This window comes from Clostridium paraputrificum AGR2156 (assembly GCF_000424025.1).
GTDB lineage: Bacteria > Bacillota > Clostridia > Clostridiales > Clostridiaceae > Clostridium > Clostridium paraputrificum.
Genome location: NZ_AUJC01000004.1, coordinates 137,321 through 154,513, shown reverse-complemented (window position 1 = coordinate 154,513; position 17,193 = coordinate 137,321). Strand labels below are relative to the sequence as shown.

Below are 17,193 nucleotides of genomic sequence, written 5' to 3'. Positions count from 1 at the left end.
TTGTACCTCCTATATCCCTTCTTTTAACTCATTTAGAGTGTTTTCTAAAGACTTAATATCTTCCACATTAAGTAATCTTGAATTTCTATCTATCTTTTTCACAAAACCTCTTAATGCCTTACCTGGACCTACTTCTACAAATGTATTAACGCCTCTATTTAGCATATCCTCAATTTCTTTCTCAAAATAAACTGATGACATAATATGTTTTTTTAAAATAAGCCTAATATCATCTTCCTTTTCATAAGGTAATCCCTTTACGTTAGAATAAATAGTTTTATTTGTTTCTTTAATATCTACCTTTTTTATAGTCTCGTAAAACTCATCACTAGCTTCTTTTAATAAAGAACTATGGAATGGTCCACTTACCTTAAGTAAAACTGCCCTTCCCCCTAATTCTTGAGCTATTTCAACAGCCTTATCTATAGCTTCATTTTCACCTGCTATGGATACTTGACCTGGGCAATTATAATTTGCTCCCTCACAAACTCCATATTCACTTGCTCTAGATAAAAGTTCCTGAACTTTTTCATTATCTAATCTCATTATTGCAGCCATTTTACCTAATCCCTTGGGTAAAGCAGAGCCCATAATTCTTCCTCTCTCTTTAATTAGCCTTAAACCATCTTCAAAGGATAAAGCTCCACCATAAATTAAGGCTGCATATTCTCCTAGTGAAAGCCCTGTTGCATATTCTGCTTCAACACCATTAACTTCTAGTGCTTTCAATGCTGCTAATGACGTAAGTAATATTGCAGGTTGAGCTAGTTCAGTTTGCATAAGCTTTTCTTCTGGTCCATTAAATATCAACTCTTTAATAGGCATATTAAGTATTTTTTCTCCCTTATCAAAGATTTCCTTACACTCTGGAATACTTTTATATAACTCTTTTCCCATTCCAACGTATTGAGCTCCTTGACCTGAAAATAAAAATGCTACCTTCTTGCTATTCATTGTTACCTCCAAAATCTTGGAATCTATCTGAAGCTTCTCTCATAATCTCTTCAATAATTTCTTTACAGCTTTGTTCTTTATTTATTAATCCTGAAATTTGACCTGCCATTACAGATCCAAAATCCACATCACCTTTAACTGCTTTAGAAAGACATCCTCTTCCCAGTGCCTCCAGCTGTTCAACTGAAGCCCCTTCTTTTTCAAGCTTAATAAATTCTCTAGTTAATTTATTTTTAATAACCCTTATTGGATGCCCTGTAGATCTACCTGTAACTTCTGTATCAATATCTTTTGCTTTAATTACTCTCTCCTTATAATTTTGATGTACTGTACATTCTTTTGCTACTAAAAATCTTGTTCCTAATTGAACACCTTCTGCACCTAACATAAAGCTAGCTGCAACACCTCTTCCATCTCCTATTCCTCCTGCAGCTAAAACTGGAATATTTACTGCATCTACTACTTGAGGTACTAAGGCCATAGTTGTTAATTGACCAACATGACCACCTGATTCCGTTCCCTCTGCTATAATAGCATCTGCCCCTGCCTTTTCCATTCTTTTAGCTAATGCTACTGAAGCTACAACAGGAATAACTTTTACTCCATGTGATTTCCACATCTCCATATATTTCCCTGGACTTCCCGCACCAGTTGTTACAACTTTAACTCCTTCTTCACATACCATTTTAGCTATTTCATCTGCTTGTATATCCATAAGCATAATATTTACACCAAAGGGCTTATTAGTTAACTTTTTAGCCTTTCTTATTTCAGCTCTAACCCAGTCAGTTGGTGCTGTTCCTGTAATAATTCCAAGGCCACCAGCTTCACTTACAGCTGCTGCTAAAGATGCATCTGCAATCCAAGCCATCCCACCTTGAAATATAGGATACCCTATATCTAATAATTGACAAACCCTACTCTTCTTCATACATAACCCCTTCTTACTTTGTTAAATAAAACACAATCATTTTTATGATTATGTATATAATTAAATCGGGCAACCTATATTGATAATGAAACCCGATTTAAAAATTAATATAATACTTTTTACTTATTTACTTTCTTTTCTACATATTCAACTGCATCTCTAACAGATTTAATGCTTTCAGCATCTTCTAATTGAATTCCATATCTTTCTTCTATTTCAATTACAACTTGAAATAAATCTAATGAATCCGCCCCTAAATCTTCAAATGTAGTATCCATTGTAACCTCTTCTGGTTCAACCTCTAATTGTTCACATATAACCTTTTTAATTTCTTCAAATATCATTTTAATACCTCCAAATTTTATAATCTTTTCATTTTAACATTTAATGGGAAATGTAATGTTATAATTCTATCAAAATTGACCCATAAGTCAACCCACCACCAAATCCAACTAATATTATCTTCATTCCCTCTTCTAACAAACCTTTTTCATACATTTCATTTAATGCTAAAGGAATTGAGCCAGAAGATGTATTACCATACTTATCTAAATTCATGAAGAACCTATCTATACTAACTCCTAGCTTTTTAGCAGAATAATCAATTATTCTAGAATTAGCTTGATGACATATAATATAATCTATATCCTCTATACCCATTTCATTTGTTTTAACTAATTCTTTTACAGAATTAACTATTGAAGTAGTTGCAAATTTAAAAACTTCTCTACCATTCATGTAAATCTTCTTGTTTCTAATGTTTTCTTTTTTTATATAAGGGTTTATAACATCAAATGCATAGGTTGTTAAAAATTCTCCCTTATCCCCCTCAGATTTAGAATAAAAAGAGAATTTCTTTGAAAAACTTATGTCTTCCTTAGATAAAATAACAGCTCCTCCACCATCTCCAAAAAGAACACAAGTACTCCTATCTTCCCAATCCATAATTTTTGATAATGTTTCTGCTCCTATTACTAAGGCATTGGTAAAATTATTAATCTTCATCATTGAATAAGCAACCTGCAGCCCATATATGAATCCAGAACATGCTGCATTAATATCAAAAGCCATAGCATTTTTTGCCCCTATTTCTTTTTGCACTAGACAAGCTACTGAAGGAGTAAACATATCTGGTGTTATAGTTGCAACTACAATTAAATCAATATCTTCACCTTTAAGTTTTGACCTTTGAAGTGCCATTTTTGCTGCTTTAATGGAAATCTGAGATGTATCTTCTCCCTCTGAGATTCTTCTTTCTTTTATCCCAGTTCTAGAAGTAATCCACTCATCACTTGTATCTACTATTTTAGATAAATCATCATTTGTAATAACAAGTGAAGGTGCATAGGCCCCAAAACTTTTAATATTAATTGCCTCCATAATACTCTCCTTAATCAATTAACTCATATTTCTCTTTAAAGAAGACATTCAATCTCTCTAATGACGAAATAAGTATTTCTTCTTCATCCTCTCTTAATCCACTTATTGTTTCATTTATCATGTCATTGTGAAACTTTTCATGTATTCTATATGCTAGTTTACCCTTTTTAGTTAAGTGAATCAGAACTACTCTTCTATCTTCTTCAATTCTTTTTCTGTCTACATATCCTTTTTTTATAAGTTTATTAATTGCAGTTGTTAATGTTCCTACTGTAATTTTTAAATCTTGTGCAACTTCAGTCATTGTTCTTTCTTTATACATTCCTATAGCTTCAATAGTATGTAACTCTGTTACAGATAAATCTGATAGTGGACCATTCTTCAAAGATTTTTCTTCAATTTGAAGAATGTCATTAAATAATTGCACCAAAAGTTCATTAAGTATCTTTTTTCCTTTTTCCATGTAAAATTTTCCTCCATTTTTCTAACTATATTAACATAATAATAGCTTTCCTTTTAAAATTCAATTGGTGCATCAAAATATTATTATCATTCAAATATTTTGATACTCAAAATATACTATACTCAAAATACCTTGTCAATAATATATTTATTTTTTTCACATTATTAATATTAATTTTATATTTTCTGTCAATCATTTATAATGGATACTAACTATAAAGGGGAGATACATAATGAAAAAATTTTTTAAATACTTTTTTTTAATTTTATTAGTAATAACTATAACAGCTGGCTTTGTCTTTAGAAATAAACTCTCTCTTTGCATAAATATAGTAAGTAAATTTACTAATGCCAAAGAATCTCTTGCAACAATAGATACAGTAGCAAGCTATAACGATATAAAATGGATGAGTGATTCAGATTCAGAAAAGGTTATTTATAAATCTACAAATAATAAACCACTAACTTTAGACATATATAAATCTAAAAAAGAAAGCAAGAAATCCTCTCCTGTAATTATTTATGTACATGGTGGAAGTTGGGTATATGGTACTGACAGTATCCCTCAAGCACTCTCCCCTATACTTGATATTTTCAGGGAAGAAGGTTATACAATCATAAGTGTATCTTATGAAATGTCACATAATAGCATTGACTTTAAGAAACAAATTTCCGATGTTAAAGATGCAATAAGATGGGTGTACAAAAATAGTAATGCTTATAATTTAAATACTAATGAAATTGGATTAATGGGAATATCTGCTGGTGCTCACTTGTCCCTAATTGCTGCGTATTCAGAGAATGATGCATTTATAGATAGTCCTGATTTGGCTGAGTACCCAAGTAGGGTAAAATATCTTCTAGACTGCTTTGGTCCAACAGACCTTTCAACTTTATATCCATCAAATATTGACTCTAATTTAGCAAAGGTATTTAATTCAATAGAAAACAAAGAAGAACTAATAAAAAAATATAGCCCTATAAACTATCTAAAAAAGGGCTTGCCTAAAACAATGATAATACATAGTAAGGTTGATTCCTTAGTTCCATACTCTAACTCTGAGACTCTATATACAGAAAGTAAAAAGCTTGGAAACCCTGTTGAGCTGGTAACTCTTGACTATTTAGGACATGATTTATCTAACTTTACTACTGAAGATGGTAAAAAAATAGCCTTAAACATTTTAAAATTCGTTGTATTTAATTCACCTTTGTAATATTTAGTATACAAAAAAAATAAAGACTCAGATATTCCACTCTGAGTCTTTTGATAGTATTAAATTATTATTAATACTATAGCAAATACTAATAACATAATAGATAAACTAATCAATATAATTGGTAGTTTTAATGTATTTGGATAATCATTAACCTCAAAACCTTTTGGGTCATTTGAAGGATATACTATATTAATAAAATCCCCCTCTTTATAAATTGGTGGATTACTTCCTTCATCGCATACTGCTTGTAATTTTAATCCATCCTCTGTCTCAAATTCTATAACAGGCCTATAAACTGTAATTTCAATTATTTGATCAAAGGAATCTACTGTATGATCTATAAATTTTTCATTTCTAATTACTCTTCCTACAGCTTTTACTCCATACTTTTCAAGTATTACCTTAGAATAGAACATCCATAAGCCACCGGCTAATAATATAAGGCTTATAACCACTAATAATATAAACATAATTATGGAAAGAGCCTCCTTTATATACTTTTAGTACATAATATGAGAGGCTCTCTATAAATGTTATTCTAGTATTCTTCTACTATTTCTCCAAAATAAAGAACATGCTTTGCATCCTTTGAATAAACTGCTTTAACAATATCCTTATCCATATTCTCTAAATCTATTTCTTGCTTATAAACGATCTTACATTCAAAATATCTATCACACCCTTCTACTACTGGTGTTTTAACAGATCTTGAATCAATAAATTTAATATTAGCTTCCTTTTCTTTATCTATATCTCTTCCTGATTTAGTGCCACAGATAGTTAGTGCTTCCTTTTTACTTCCTCTTTCAGGAACACTAATTGTATATGTTTCTCCTAAATCTAAAAATTCATTTGTGTATCTATTAGTTCTTATTAAAGCCATAAACATTGGCTTTCTCCACATATACCCTATGCTTCCCCAGCTTATAGTCATAGTATTAGCTTTAGCTTTATCTCCCGCTGTAAAAAATGCCCCTTCTAAATAAATATTATCCATTACATTTTCAATATTTTCTGTAAACTTATCTATCATTTTTAACACTCCCCAAGTTTTTTCTATTCTTATAATATCATATATTTACCAAAATTAAATCTTATCCCAAATTTCTTCTAATTCTTTATCCTTCTTAGAATATTCTATAAAGAAGGAATTAAGTTCTATGCTCTTTTTTACATCCTTCAAAGAATTTTCATAATTCTTTAAATTTATGTAATTACACCCTCTGTTATAATAAAGAAAAGCCTCTTCATTAAATTCTAATCCCTTATTTAATATTTCTATTGCCTTTTTATAGTTTTTCTCTTCCTTATATGTTACTGCTAAATTTAAAAAACTATAGGGATAAAAAGGATTTGATTTAATTGATTCAAAATAGTATTTTCTAGCCTCTCCTACGTTTCCTAATTTATTAAGTACTACTCCTACATTAAATAACACTCTAAATTGTCTATTATCTATTTCTAAAGCCTTTTTTAGATATTCTAAAGCTTCCTTATTCTTATTTTCCTCTTCTAAAATACATCCAATATTAGCATATGCCCAAAGTTCATTAGGGTTTATCTCTATTGCCTTTTTATAATTTTCTATAGCCTCCTGCTTTTTTCCAATCTCATCTAGTATGTTAGCTAAGAAAAAATACGCCTTATCATATCTTGGATTTAACTCTATTGCTTCTTTATAGTACTTAATAGCTTTTTCATATTCTTCATTTTCATCGTACAATACTCCAAGACCATAATATGCACTAGCTTCTCCTTTATCTATCTCAATAACTTCTTTATATTTCTTTTCGGCTAAATCCTTAAAACCAAGTTCATCATATAAAAGCGCCATATCTAGTAATAAGTCTATATCCCCTTTTCCTATTGGAAGACTGTACGCTTTCTTATAAAACTTAAGTGCCTTTAAGTTATCCCCATCAATCTTGGAGTTTCTTGCTATATTTATATAATTATCAAAAAGATAATTCTTATTTTCCATGTAAAATCCTCCACAAATTTATATAATTTAATATACAACAATAAAGAGGTTGTTGCAAAATAATTAATTATTTGCAACAACCTCTCAACTCTCTTATTAAATAAAAGGATTATAAAATCGCTTATCTGGATTATTTAGTGTAATTACTAAGGATACTATAAACAGGATAATCATAAAAGCAATTGCTATATAATCTCCGTTTTCAAATTTTCTACCACTATACCATGTCCTTTTCTTCTTATTACCAAAGGCTCTAAGTTCCATTGCACAACTTACAGTTTCTATTCTCTCTAAACTAGAAAAAATTAAAGGCATAAGAATTGTAGACATATTCTTTACTCTCTTTATTAACTTTTCCTTTTTTGACATATCTACTCCCCTTGCTTGCTGAGCAAAGGAAATCTCCATATAATCTCTTTGTACATCTGGTATATATCTTAATGCAATTGAAACAGAATAAGCTATTTTATAACTTACCCCAATCCTATTTAAGGATGCTGCAAACTCACTTGGATTTGTAGCTACCATAAATAATAATGCCATAGGAATTATTGAAAAATATTTTAAAGTAACGTTAAATTGATAGAAAACTTGTTCCAAAGTAACATTATAGTTTCCTACAAGGTGAAATAAATCTGTCCTTGATTTATAAATTTCAACCCCTTCATAGGGTGAAAATATAAATATAGCTATATTATTGATTAATAAAAATATCAATATAAAATATAATACAAATGAAATATCCTTAAACTTCACCTTCGATTTTTTAAAGAATACTATGCTTAATATGAACATTAATATCAACACCCTTGTGTCGTAGGTAACCATTGCTGTTATAGCCCAGATTATTAATGCTATAAGCTTAGTTGCACCAGTTAACTTATGTATAGGTGACTTTAAATCCGTATATTCAAGCATTGCATTATTCACTTTCTCGAGTCCTCCTATCATAGTCAATGAACTTATTTACAAATTCTCTTGGATTAGCTAAATTTGCTTTTAAAGCAAGCTGATACAGAGATGTTTCTTTCAAGTTTGCTCTTTCTATAACTTCATTATCAGTTAAAATACGAAAAGCTTTATCTTCTGCAATCTTCTCCCCATCTGATAAAACTATGGATCTATCTGTATATTCAAGCATAAGATGCATATCATGAGTTATCATAACTATAGTTACACCTTTTTTATTAAGCTCTTTTAAGAACTCCATTATTTCTGTATAATGCTTAAAATCTTGTCCTGCTGTAGGTTCATCTAATATTATTAATTCTGGGTTTAGTACTAATATAGATGCAATAGTTACTCTCTTCTTTTGCCCAAAGCTTAATGCAGATATAGGCCAATTTCTAAATTCATATAATCCACATATTTGCAAGGCTTCATATACTCTTCTCTTAGTTTCATCTTCTGAAATCCCTCTAATTTGTAATCCTAAAGCCACTTCATCAAATATCATGGTTTTAGATATCATTTGATTAGGATTTTGCATTACTAAACCTATTTTCTCTGCTCTTTCTTTTATAGTACTACTTTTAAGATTATTCCCTTCAAATAGTATTTCTCCTGATGTTGGGCGATAGAAACCACAAATAAGTCTAGATATAGTTGATTTACCTGCTCCATTTCTACCAACTATGCTTACCATCTCACCCTTGTTAATTTTAAAAGAAACATCCTTTAAAACCTTTTTATTTTTAGAGTATTCAAAATTAACATTCTTTAACTCTAGTAAAGGTGTCACAAATTCTTTAACTTCTTCATTAACTACTCCATCAGCCCATGATTTAAGAGCCCCACTTAAGGAATTTAAGTTAATTTCATCTATATTTTCTAAATTCATATCTTCATCTAGTTTACAACCTGCATATTTTAATGCTGTTATATAAAGCGGTTCACGAATTCCACATTCTTTTAAAATTTCTGTAGCTAACAGTTCTCCTGGCGTAGTATCCTTTACTATTTCTCCATTGTTAACTACTATTACTCTATCTACATTTCTATATAAAACATCCTCAAGACGATGTTCTATAATCACTATAGTTTTATTACTATCATTTTTTATTTTATCTATAAGATCTATAGCATTCTTTCCTGTAGCAGGGTCAAGACTTGCAAGAGGTTCATCAAACAATAAGATATTAACCTCATCTACCATTACCCCTGCAAGAGAAACTCTTTGCTTTTGTCCACCTGATAAACGCTGAGGCGATGAATCTAAGTGAGTATCAATTCCTACTATTTTAGAAACTATGGTTACTTTCTCCTTCATTATGTCTACATCTACACAATTATTTTCTAGCTTAAAAGCTATGTCTTCTGCAACTGTCAAACCTATAAATTGACTATCAGGATCCTGAAGCACAGTTCCAACTGAATTTGATATTTCTGCTATACTCATATCCCTTGTTTCTTTTCCATTTATCTTTAAACTTCCACTTATATCTCCTTCATATAAAAATGGTACTAATCCATTAATACAATTAGAAATAGTACTCTTTCCAGAACCAGATGGTCCAACAATAAGTACCTTCTCACCTTCATATATAGTTAAATTAATATTATTCAATGTTGGTTTAGCTTGAACTCTATATTGAAAGCTAAAATCTTTGAACTCTATTACTGGTTTCTTCATTCCATTCTCCTTTGTACATTTTGTCTATAATATTATATACTATTCGACAATATTTTCAAAAGAATTTTTCATTATATTTTTTATTTCAAAGCAATACTTATATATAACTAACACTCTACTTGTTTGATTTAATCAGTTGAAGTTACTCCTAAAATGGAATGTAGGTAGTGAGTTTCATTTTTGAATATATCATTTCTACAAATTCTTTTTTATCTCTAAATTTAATCTATTAGATAAATTGGAATTTGATTATTTCTCCATAATATAATTTTGTAGCACACCCCCACTTCTTTCCACATTCTGTTTCTTAATAACTTTGTATCCTCGTTTTTCAAAAAATGGCCTTGCCGTAATTGAAGCATGGGTACTTACTTTGCTCTCATTAAAATTGCATTCCAATTCGTCACAAATTGCAGTAGCAATACCTTGATTTTGATAATCCTTATGGACATATAATCTATCCAGATATCCTGTGAAATCTATATCACCAAAACCAACTATAATCCCATTTTCAACTGCGACAACTGAAAAATGTGATAATAAAGATTGATTCTATTTTTCTAAATCTACACTTCCCGTTGCCCATACATTTAACTGCTCCAAACTATAATCTTTTGCATTAATAGAATGTACCGTATTATAAAATAATTCCGCTAAATATTTACAATCTAATGCTTCATATCGTCTTATAAACATTTTTATCTCCTCTGCAAAATTTAAATAGGAATTTATCTAATATACCCAATCATATTCATATCCTCTAATTTCTTAAGATTGAATGATCTATAGAATTTATTATCTACTACGTCTTCTATATCAGTTACAACCATGAACATTCTTACTTCGGAATACTTTTTTATTATAGTTTTAAAAAGATATGTTCCAATTTTACGCTGTTGATATTCTGGCTCAACAATTAAATCCTGCACTATTAAAACATGCTCTCCATCTCCAACACATCTAATAAAACCAACAAGTTTACAATCATCAAATGCTCCTATAGTATATAATGAATTATCAAATGCTCTTATTAGTTTTTCATCATCTTTTAAATAAGCATTCCAAGATTCTTTTCTATAAATATCTTTTATAGCTTCAATCATTGATGAATTAATTTCCTTATAGTTAATCATTAAGATCCCCCCATTTAATTTCTATTCATATAATAATTGTATCATATGAAACTTTTCCCATTCTTCATTATTAAATAGTACCCTGGGATTTAAATTCATCTTTTTTGAAAAAGCCATTATTGCTTTAAAAACTTTTTCCATAAAATAAAATCCTTCTAATTCATTTTTATTAATCTTCTCATGGCAAATAAATTTGATTTCTATATTTTTATTATTAATTTCAATAAAGATATTTGTGATATACTGCAACTCCTTCATTCCTTTTACTTTATATCCTTCTTTAGCAACTCTAGTGTATTTTATATCTAGTTTGTCACTTAAGATGAGAGCTAAAGCAATAATATTATCACTATTAAATCCATCACTATGAATCTTTATAGCCTCTAAAACTAAATCTTTATTTTTTAATATAATATTATTTTTCTCAAAGTACTTTTTTGCAAATTCATAACTTCTTAATGAATGATTATTTTTTCCCTCTATTGCACCAGTATCATGTAATAAGGCTGCTATTTTAGCTTCTTCTATAAAGCTATCATCATAACCCAATTCACTAAGTAAGGACTCAACTAATTTAGCTACATTTTTAACATGATCAAGATTATGATGTGCCCATCCTTTATCTAGATCTTCATATTCAGAAATTTTATTATATACTTCAATTATTGTTTTATCATTTTTTATTTTTTCAAACCTTTTCAATACACTCTCCTAATTAGCGAAAAGTTAAAGATAACTTTCTTATCCTTTTACCACGCTTCCTCTCTACCAATATTTATATATTTATATATTTATATATTTATATATTGTTATATTTATATTTTTCCTATAACTTCTTATCTTCTTACATAAAAAAGAAAGAAACTGCGAAAGCAGTCTCTTTCTCAACTTTTTTCATCTCTTTTATCTTATTTATTCTTTACTTAGGCTTCCCTTTTTAGTTCTTGTCTTTGAGTAAGCATAAATTAATAATGATCCTATTATCCCAACAGTAAGTCCATTTGAAACGAAAGCAACTGCTCCTTGAACAAATACTTTATTAGCTGGTTCTGCATAAGCAAGAACATCTAACCCTGGAGCTACTAAAAACCAAGCTATAGCATTTCCTATTATTTGATAAATATTGAATCTAATAATATCCTTCTTATTAAATTCACCATCATTAATGCTCAATCTTTTGTATGCAAATCCAATTACTAATCCTACTACTGCTGAAGCTAAAATCCAACTAAACCATGGTGACCCATATGTAGTTAAATCCTTTAATGTATGCCCTATAAAGCCAATTGAAAAACCTGCAACAGGTCCATATAAAACTGCCATTAATGCTAGAAAGGCATATGCTGTTTCAATGCTTGTGTTTGGTATACCTGTTGGAATTGCTCCAAACCTTCCAAGTATCATAAACACAGCAGCACCTATACCTATAGCTACAATAGTTTGTATTCCTGATCTTCTATTCATATAAATTCTCCCTTAGTTTTAATTTATATATATTTTTCATAATATTCTATATTTATATACACAAAGATAAAAAGCTGACTTATGTCAGCTTTTTAATTAACTTTCTAAGAATGAAATTGCCTTAGTCGGACATTTAGTTGTACAAATCTTACAGTTAACACAGTTTTCATAGTCAACCTTAGCTAAGAATCCATCAACTTTAACTGCACCCTTTGGACAATTCTTTTCACAAATTTTACATCCAATACATCCAGCTGAACAAGCATTTCTTACATCCTTACCAGCATCTTGTGAGTTACAAGCAACTCTTACCTTCTTATCATATGGAACAGCTTCAATTAATCCCATTGGACAAATATCTATACAAGCTCCACACATTGTACACTTTTCTTTATCTACCTTTGCAATACCATCTACTATATGTAAAGCATCAAACTCACATACATTAACACAACTTGCAAGTCCTAAACATCCATATGAACACTTCTTAGCACCACCACCTACTAAAAGAGATGCTTCTAGACAGTTAGTTACACCTTCATATTCATAATTTTGTTTAGCTTTTTCACAGTTACCAGCACACTTAACAAATGCTGTCATTTTAGCTCCAGTTTCAACTGAAACCCCTAAAACTTCACCTAATGCTTCTGCAACTGGCGCACCACCAACAGAACAAAGGTTAGGTTTTGCATCACCAGATGCAACTGCTTCTGCATAAGCGTCACATCCAGCATATCCACATCCACCACAGTTTGCACTTGGAAGACATTCTCTAAGCTTTGGAATCTTTGGATCAACTTTAACTTCAAACTTCTTTGAAGCAAATCCTAGTAATATACCAAAAACTAATCCTAAGGCACCTAAGCTAAGTGCTGCATATAATATACCCATCTATAAATACCTCCTAGTGAATTAATCCTTGGAAGCCTAAGAATGCTATAGCCATTAACCCTGCTGTAAATAGAGTTATTGGAAGGCCTCTTAAAACTTCTGGTATATTCTTGTTGTTATCAATTCTTTCTCTAATGAATGATAATAAAACTATTGCAAGAGTGTAACCTGCAGCAGCTCCAATACCATTTACTAAAGCTTGTAATAAGTTATAGCTTTCTTGAATATTTAATGAAGCCATACCTAAAACTGCACAGTTTGTTGTAATAAGAGGAAGGTAAACACCAAGAGCCTTATGTAAGCTTGGCATCATCTTCTTCATTGCCATTTCTATAAATTGAACTAACGCAGCTATAACTAGTACGTTAGCTATAGTTGATAAATAATTTAATCCTAATGGATCTAAAATTTTATTGTAAACTAACCATGACATAACTGATGCCACTACCATAACTAGTGTAACAGCCATCCCCATACCAAAGGCAGCATCCTTCTTCTTAGAAACTCCTAAGAATGAACAAATACCAAGGAACTTTGATAGTACGAAGTTGTTTACTAGCATAGCACTAATAAAAATTAAAAATAAACTCATCTATCTTCTCCACCTTTACTTATTTTCTTGTAGAGCATCCACCGTTTCCACATCCAGAACAGCTTCCGCATCCACCTGCTTGCATTTCTATAACTTGCTCGTTATTCTTCTTAGCTTTCTTAATCTTTCTATAGTTTAAGAAAGTAACTAGTCCACCTAATGTGAAGAAAGCACCTGGAGCAAGAATCATAATTGATGCTGGCTTATAACTTGCTGGCATTACTTGCATACCTAAAATTTGACCTGCACCTATTACTTCTCTGAATGCACCTATTAAGAAAAGAGCTACTGTAAATCCAAGTCCCATACCTATAGCATCAAATATTGATGGTATTACTGGGTTCTTTGAAGCATAAGCTTCTGCTCTTCCTAAGATTACACAGTTAACAACTATAAGTGGAATAAATATACCTAGTGACTTATATAGTGCTGGAACATATCCATGCATTAACATATCAACTATTGTAACGAATGAAGCAATAACTACGATGTACGCAGGAATTCTTATCTTATCTGGTACAAACTTTCTTATTGCAGAAATCATCATATTAGAAAATATTAAAACTACTGTAGAAGCTAGTCCCATACCTAAGGCATTTTCTGCACTTGTTGTAACCGCTAAGGTTGGACACATAGCTAATACTTGAACAAAAATTGGATTTTCAGTAATTATACCGTTTTTTAGTCTTTCAATTAACTTGTTCATTTTTATCCTCCTTATCTTTAGGTTACTGAGTTGCACTTGTAGTAGAGTCTACTTCTTCCTTAGGTGCTACCTCTTCTCCCTTAATGTTTTCTTTATAGAATCTTATTGCGTCATTTACTGCAGTAGCTACTGCTTTTGAAGATACAGAAGCTCCTGATACACCTTCAACTTGATTATCCTTTGATGGAGTTACCTTAACTATTTCTATATCTTCAGCAATTGGTAAATCCTTTATTCTTTCCATAAAAGCAGGTTCAGTAATTTTAGCTCCAAGACCTGGTGTTTCAGAGTGAGCTAAAACCTTCATACCAGTAACCTTATCTTCGCTTGAAATAGCAATAACTAATTCTACAGGTCCATGGAACCCTTTTGTTGTTACCTTAAATACATTACCTACTTTATTACCACTTCCATCTAATGCATCATATACTTCATTAATAGTTTCATTTGTTTCTACTCCTTCAGTATCAGCAATAGACGAAGCAGCAGGTAATATAACCTTTAAATCTTCTTTACTAACCTTTGAATTTTCTAAGATGGCTTCAGCAGTTAACGAGTTAGCAAAACCTAAAAGTAAACCAGCTATTACTGTAATAGTTAATAAAATACCACCTAATTTTAAGTTTTCTTTCATTATTAAGCCACCTCCTTCTTAAACTTCTTAGTAGTGAAATATTCAATCATTGGAACTACTAAGTTCATTATAATAATTGCATAGTATGGTCCTTCTGGGTTATATCCAAGTACAGATATAACTGATGCTGTAACACCAAGACCTATACCAAATATGTATTGACCAACTCTAGTCATTGGTGAAGTTGCATAATCACTTGCCATAAATATTGCTGCAAAGAAGAATGCTCCTGAAAGTAATCCTTCCTTACCTAAGTAAAGGTTCATAGCATAACCTGAAACTAAGAAAGCAAGTGGAGCTCTTAAGCTTATTCTTCCTCTTAAAGCAAGGTATAAAGCGCCTACAGCTATAGCTAAAACAGAAGTTTCTCCAATGCTTCCTGAAGCTTGACCAATTATTTGATCCATTAAAGTAACAGTTTCTTCAACAACCTCTGATGCTGCTGCAACTGAATCTACTACAGGTTTTGCCATTACTCCTGCCCATGAAGCTATTAAGAAAGCCTTAGCAGCTGCTACTGGATGCATGAAGTTTTGACCAAGTCCACCAAAGAATTGCTTAACTACAATAATAGCAAAAATTGAAGCTATAACTGGTATCCATAATGGAACATGTGTTGGTAATATAAGTCCCATCATTAATCCTGTAACTATTGGGCTTAAATCTGTTAAAAAACTAGTCTTCTTAACAAACTTGTTCCATAACATTTCTATAACTAATGCTGATAAAGTTGATGCAACTAATATTTTAACTGCATCTTTTCCATAAAAATATATTCCTGCACCTGCTGCTGGAAGTAATGCAATAATCATATCAATCATTATCTTGTTGACAGTATTGTTACTTCTTATATGTGGAGCAGGTGAAATATTAATTTTTCTCTCCAAAATGTTCACTCCTTATCTTTTTTCTTTAGGAAATCCAAACTATTACTTTATAAAAGCCTTTGCAGTAACAATCTTGTTTGCTACCTCTATCTTAGACGGACATACATAACTACATAAACCACACTCTATGCACTTATTTCCTCCAAACTTTAAGAACTCTTCTTTTTCTCCTCTTTCCCAAAGCTCCATAAGCTTTATTGGATTTAGCCCTTCAGGACAAGCTCTTAAACATTTTGCACATCTGATACATGGTGATTCAGTTGCCTTTGTAGCATCCTTTGTATTTAAGAAAAGTATAGCTTTCGCATTGTAAGATATTGCTGAATCATCACTAAATTGAGGTATGCCTCCTAATGCTCCACCTACAACTATCTTACCTAATTCTTCTTTACTTCCACCTAACTTTTCTAAAACTTCATCTAAAGTAGTACCTAACTTAACCTTAAGTAAAACATTTTCTTTAATAGCAGAACCTGAAACAACAACATACTCATCTAAGTGAGGTTGTCCACTTAAGAAGCATTCTCCAAGATATACTAATGATAAAATATCTTCAACTATAACCTCTTCATTTTTCACGCCTTTACCAAAGAATTTAGAAATAAGTTCTTCTCTCTTTAACTCAATTGTCTTCTTTGACACGCTCTTACTATCAACTTTCTTTATTTCTAAAGACACAAATAGCTTGTTTAAAACTTCTAAAGCTTTGTTTATTTCCTTTTCCTTAGTATTTAAAAGATCATAATAAGCTATATTTGATTCATAGCTAAAACTCTTAACTAATAGCTTATTTCCACTAAAAGCTCTGTACTTTAATGATAAAGGGACTCCAGCTTCATCTACTAAACCAAACTCTTGAATCTTATTTAATATTTCCTCTTTTGATAAAGAGTTAATATCAACTTCCTTTTCTTCAAGTTTAGTATTTTCTTTCACTTCAACAACTACTGCTTTTGACTTTTTACCATCAGTATTATAAGTATCTCTTATTTCTACAACACTTCCATTAACTGAGCTTAAAACAGGTATTGATAAATCTTCTTTTTCTTTACCAATTACACTACCTACAACTACTTCATCTCCCTTTTTAACTAGGGCTGTAGCATTAACTCCCTTTCCTTCTAAATAGAATACACATTGTTTAGTTGGATAAAGGGACTCTTCCTTTGATATTTTAGTCTGTTTAATTAAATTAAATAAACTCATATAAGTCCTCCTATTTTATAATTAACTTGAAACAAAGCTTTACATTTAAATTTTCGACTTCATTCCGCTTTATAGTAGTCCATTTGTCATTTTATCATCTTATATAGTACTTAACAACTC

The 17,193-nt window shown here is 30.7% G+C and carries 20 protein-coding genes and 1 pseudogene; 1 reads left to right on the top strand and 20 read right to left on the bottom strand.

Going from position 1 to position 17,193, the window contains the following annotated elements; all coding sequences use genetic code 11:
• Positions 1 to 9: 9 nt before the first annotated feature.
• The 5 genes from fabD to G594_RS0104065 all read right to left on the bottom strand — a co-directional run bounded on the left by fabD (position 10) and on the right by G594_RS0104065 (position 3,728).
• Positions 10 to 954 carry an ACP S-malonyltransferase gene (gene fabD, locus G594_RS0104085; protein ID WP_027097400.1) on the bottom strand — a complete coding sequence of 315 codons (945 nt, stop codon included), beginning with the start codon at positions 952 to 954 and terminating at the stop codon, positions 10 to 12.
• Entirely contained in the window at positions 947 to 1,885 is a 939-nt protein-coding gene (gene fabK, locus G594_RS0104080; protein WP_027097399.1) for an enoyl-[acyl-carrier-protein] reductase FabK, read from the bottom strand. The genes fabD and fabK overlap by 8 nt, the downstream gene beginning before the upstream one ends.
• Positions 1,886 to 2,004: 119 nt before the next feature.
• A complete protein-coding gene (gene acpP / locus G594_RS0104075) occupies positions 2,005 to 2,229 on the bottom strand; it encodes an acyl carrier protein (RefSeq protein WP_027097398.1) in 225 nt (74 codons plus the stop codon).
• Between the two features lie 58 nt (positions 2,230 to 2,287).
• Positions 2,288 to 3,265, bottom strand: a complete 978-nt coding sequence (locus G594_RS0104070; RefSeq protein ID WP_027097397.1) for a beta-ketoacyl-ACP synthase III — start codon at positions 3,263 to 3,265, stop codon at positions 2,288 to 2,290.
• A 10-nt stretch (positions 3,266 to 3,275) separates the two neighbouring features.
• Entirely contained in the window at positions 3,276 to 3,728 is a 453-nt protein-coding gene (locus tag G594_RS0104065) for a MarR family winged helix-turn-helix transcriptional regulator (protein WP_027097396.1), read from the bottom strand.
• A 232-nt stretch (positions 3,729 to 3,960) separates the two neighbouring features.
• On the opposite strand from G594_RS0104065, the gene G594_RS0104060 reads away from it, so the two are divergent.
• Positions 3,961 to 4,944 carry an alpha/beta hydrolase gene (locus G594_RS0104060; protein ID WP_027097395.1) on the top strand — a complete coding sequence of 328 codons (984 nt, stop codon included), beginning with the start codon at positions 3,961 to 3,963 and terminating at the stop codon, positions 4,942 to 4,944.
• 59 nt (positions 4,945 to 5,003) lie between these two features.
• On the opposite strand, the gene G594_RS0104055 is transcribed toward G594_RS0104060, so the two are convergent.
• From G594_RS0104055 to G594_RS19520, 15 genes and pseudogenes are all read right to left on the bottom strand, one after another.
• Positions 5,004 to 5,417 (bottom strand): DUF3592 domain-containing protein, encoded by a 414-nt coding sequence (locus tag G594_RS0104055; RefSeq protein WP_027097394.1) that lies wholly within the window; start codon positions 5,415 to 5,417, stop codon positions 5,004 to 5,006.
• A 68-nt stretch (positions 5,418 to 5,485) separates the two neighbouring features.
• Entirely contained in the window at positions 5,486 to 5,980 is a 495-nt protein-coding gene (locus tag G594_RS0104050) for a flavin reductase family protein (RefSeq protein ID WP_027097393.1), read from the bottom strand.
• 54 nt (positions 5,981 to 6,034) lie between these two features.
• Positions 6,035 to 6,928, bottom strand: a complete 894-nt coding sequence (locus G594_RS0104045; RefSeq protein ID WP_027097392.1) for a tetratricopeptide repeat protein — start codon at positions 6,926 to 6,928, stop codon at positions 6,035 to 6,037.
• 96 nt (positions 6,929 to 7,024) lie between these two features.
• The gene (locus G594_RS0104040; RefSeq protein ID WP_034865892.1) at positions 7,025 to 7,846 is read right to left on the bottom strand and encodes an energy-coupling factor transporter transmembrane component T family protein; all 822 of its coding nucleotides are present in this window, start codon (positions 7,844 to 7,846) and stop codon (positions 7,025 to 7,027) included.
• A 4-nt stretch (positions 7,847 to 7,850) separates the two neighbouring features.
• Positions 7,851 to 9,560: an ABC transporter ATP-binding protein gene (locus tag G594_RS0104035; RefSeq protein WP_027097390.1), complete on the bottom strand. Its 1,710-nt coding sequence runs from the start codon at positions 9,558 to 9,560 to the stop codon at positions 7,851 to 7,853.
• 249 nt (positions 9,561 to 9,809) lie between these two features.
• Positions 9,810 to 10,256, bottom strand: a pseudogene (locus G594_RS18315) (GNAT family N-acetyltransferase).
• 32 nt (positions 10,257 to 10,288) lie between these two features.
• Positions 10,289 to 10,693 carry a GNAT family N-acetyltransferase gene (locus G594_RS0104025; RefSeq protein ID WP_027097389.1) on the bottom strand — a complete coding sequence of 135 codons (405 nt, stop codon included), beginning with the start codon at positions 10,691 to 10,693 and terminating at the stop codon, positions 10,289 to 10,291.
• Between the two features lie 21 nt (positions 10,694 to 10,714).
• A complete protein-coding gene (locus tag G594_RS0104020; protein WP_027097388.1) occupies positions 10,715 to 11,395 on the bottom strand; it encodes an HD domain-containing protein in 681 nt (226 codons plus the stop codon).
• Between the two features lie 210 nt (positions 11,396 to 11,605).
• Complete coding sequence (locus G594_RS0104015; protein ID WP_027097387.1) at positions 11,606 to 12,157, bottom strand: ECF-type riboflavin transporter substrate-binding protein; 552 nt, start codon at positions 12,155 to 12,157, stop codon at positions 11,606 to 11,608.
• A gap of 96 nt (positions 12,158 to 12,253) precedes the next feature.
• Positions 12,254 to 13,048 carry an RnfABCDGE type electron transport complex subunit B gene (locus G594_RS0104010; RefSeq protein ID WP_027097386.1) on the bottom strand — a complete coding sequence of 265 codons (795 nt, stop codon included), beginning with the start codon at positions 13,046 to 13,048 and terminating at the stop codon, positions 12,254 to 12,256.
• 13 nt (positions 13,049 to 13,061) lie between these two features.
• Positions 13,062 to 13,640: an electron transport complex protein RnfA gene (locus G594_RS0104005; protein ID WP_027097385.1), complete on the bottom strand. Its 579-nt coding sequence runs from the start codon at positions 13,638 to 13,640 to the stop codon at positions 13,062 to 13,064.
• A gap of 19 nt (positions 13,641 to 13,659) precedes the next feature.
• Positions 13,660 to 14,346, bottom strand: a complete 687-nt coding sequence (locus G594_RS0104000; RefSeq protein ID WP_027097384.1) for an RnfABCDGE type electron transport complex subunit E — start codon at positions 14,344 to 14,346, stop codon at positions 13,660 to 13,662.
• A 22-nt stretch (positions 14,347 to 14,368) separates the two neighbouring features.
• Positions 14,369 to 14,980: an RnfABCDGE type electron transport complex subunit G gene (locus tag G594_RS0103995; RefSeq protein WP_027097383.1), complete on the bottom strand. Its 612-nt coding sequence runs from the start codon at positions 14,978 to 14,980 to the stop codon at positions 14,369 to 14,371.
• A 2-nt stretch (positions 14,981 to 14,982) separates the two neighbouring features.
• Positions 14,983 to 15,867, bottom strand: a complete 885-nt coding sequence (locus tag G594_RS0103990) for an RnfABCDGE type electron transport complex subunit D (RefSeq protein WP_027097382.1) — start codon at positions 15,865 to 15,867, stop codon at positions 14,983 to 14,985.
• Positions 15,868 to 15,909: 42 nt separating this feature from the next.
• Positions 15,910 to 17,073 (bottom strand): 4Fe-4S dicluster domain-containing protein, encoded by a 1,164-nt coding sequence (locus G594_RS19520; protein WP_051195900.1) that lies wholly within the window; start codon positions 17,071 to 17,073, stop codon positions 15,910 to 15,912.
• Positions 17,074 to 17,193: the final 120 nt, after the last annotated feature.

Coding starts and splice junctions, on each gene's coding strand:
- G594_RS0104070 (WP_027097397.1), bottom strand. CDS start 3,265: ATGGAGGCAATTAATATTAAAAGTTTTGGGGCCTATGCACCTTCACTT.
- G594_RS0104005 (WP_027097385.1), bottom strand. CDS start 13,640: ATGAGTTTATTTTTAATTTTTATTAGTGCTATGCTAGTAAACAACTTC.
- G594_RS0103995 (WP_027097383.1), bottom strand. CDS start 14,980: ATGAAAGAAAACTTAAAATTAGGTGGTATTTTATTAACTATTACAGTA.
- acpP (WP_027097398.1), bottom strand. CDS start 2,229: ATGATATTTGAAGAAATTAAAAAGGTTATATGTGAACAATTAGAGGTT.
- G594_RS0104010 (WP_027097386.1), bottom strand. CDS start 13,048: ATGGGTATATTATATGCAGCACTTAGCTTAGGTGCCTTAGGATTAGTT.
- G594_RS0104060 (WP_027097395.1), top strand. CDS start 3,961: ATGAAAAAATTTTTTAAATACTTTTTTTTAATTTTATTAGTAATAACT.
- G594_RS0104045 (WP_027097392.1), bottom strand. CDS start 6,928: ATGGAAAATAAGAATTATCTTTTTGATAATTATATAAATATAGCAAGA.
- G594_RS0104055 (WP_027097394.1), bottom strand. CDS start 5,417: ATGTTTATATTATTAGTGGTTATAAGCCTTATATTATTAGCCGGTGGC.
- G594_RS0104000 (WP_027097384.1), bottom strand. CDS start 14,346: ATGAACAAGTTAATTGAAAGACTAAAAAACGGTATAATTACTGAAAAT.
- G594_RS0104035 (WP_027097390.1), bottom strand. CDS start 9,560: ATGAAGAAACCAGTAATAGAGTTCAAAGATTTTAGCTTTCAATATAGA.
- G594_RS0104040 (WP_034865892.1), bottom strand. CDS start 7,846: ATGCTTGAATATACGGATTTAAAGTCACCTATACATAAGTTAACTGGT.
- G594_RS0104025 (WP_027097389.1), bottom strand. CDS start 10,693: ATGATTAACTATAAGGAAATTAATTCATCAATGATTGAAGCTATAAAA.
- G594_RS0104065 (WP_027097396.1), bottom strand. CDS start 3,728: ATGGAAAAAGGAAAAAAGATACTTAATGAACTTTTGGTGCAATTATTT.
- G594_RS0104015 (WP_027097387.1), bottom strand. CDS start 12,157: ATGAATAGAAGATCAGGAATACAAACTATTGTAGCTATAGGTATAGGT.
- fabD (WP_027097400.1), bottom strand. CDS start 954: ATGAATAGCAAGAAGGTAGCATTTTTATTTTCAGGTCAAGGAGCTCAA.
- G594_RS19520 (WP_051195900.1), bottom strand. CDS start 17,073: ATGAGTTTATTTAATTTAATTAAACAGACTAAAATATCAAAGGAAGAG.
- G594_RS0104050 (WP_027097393.1), bottom strand. CDS start 5,980: ATGATAGATAAGTTTACAGAAAATATTGAAAATGTAATGGATAATATT.
- fabK (WP_027097399.1), bottom strand. CDS start 1,885: ATGAAGAAGAGTAGGGTTTGTCAATTATTAGATATAGGGTATCCTATA.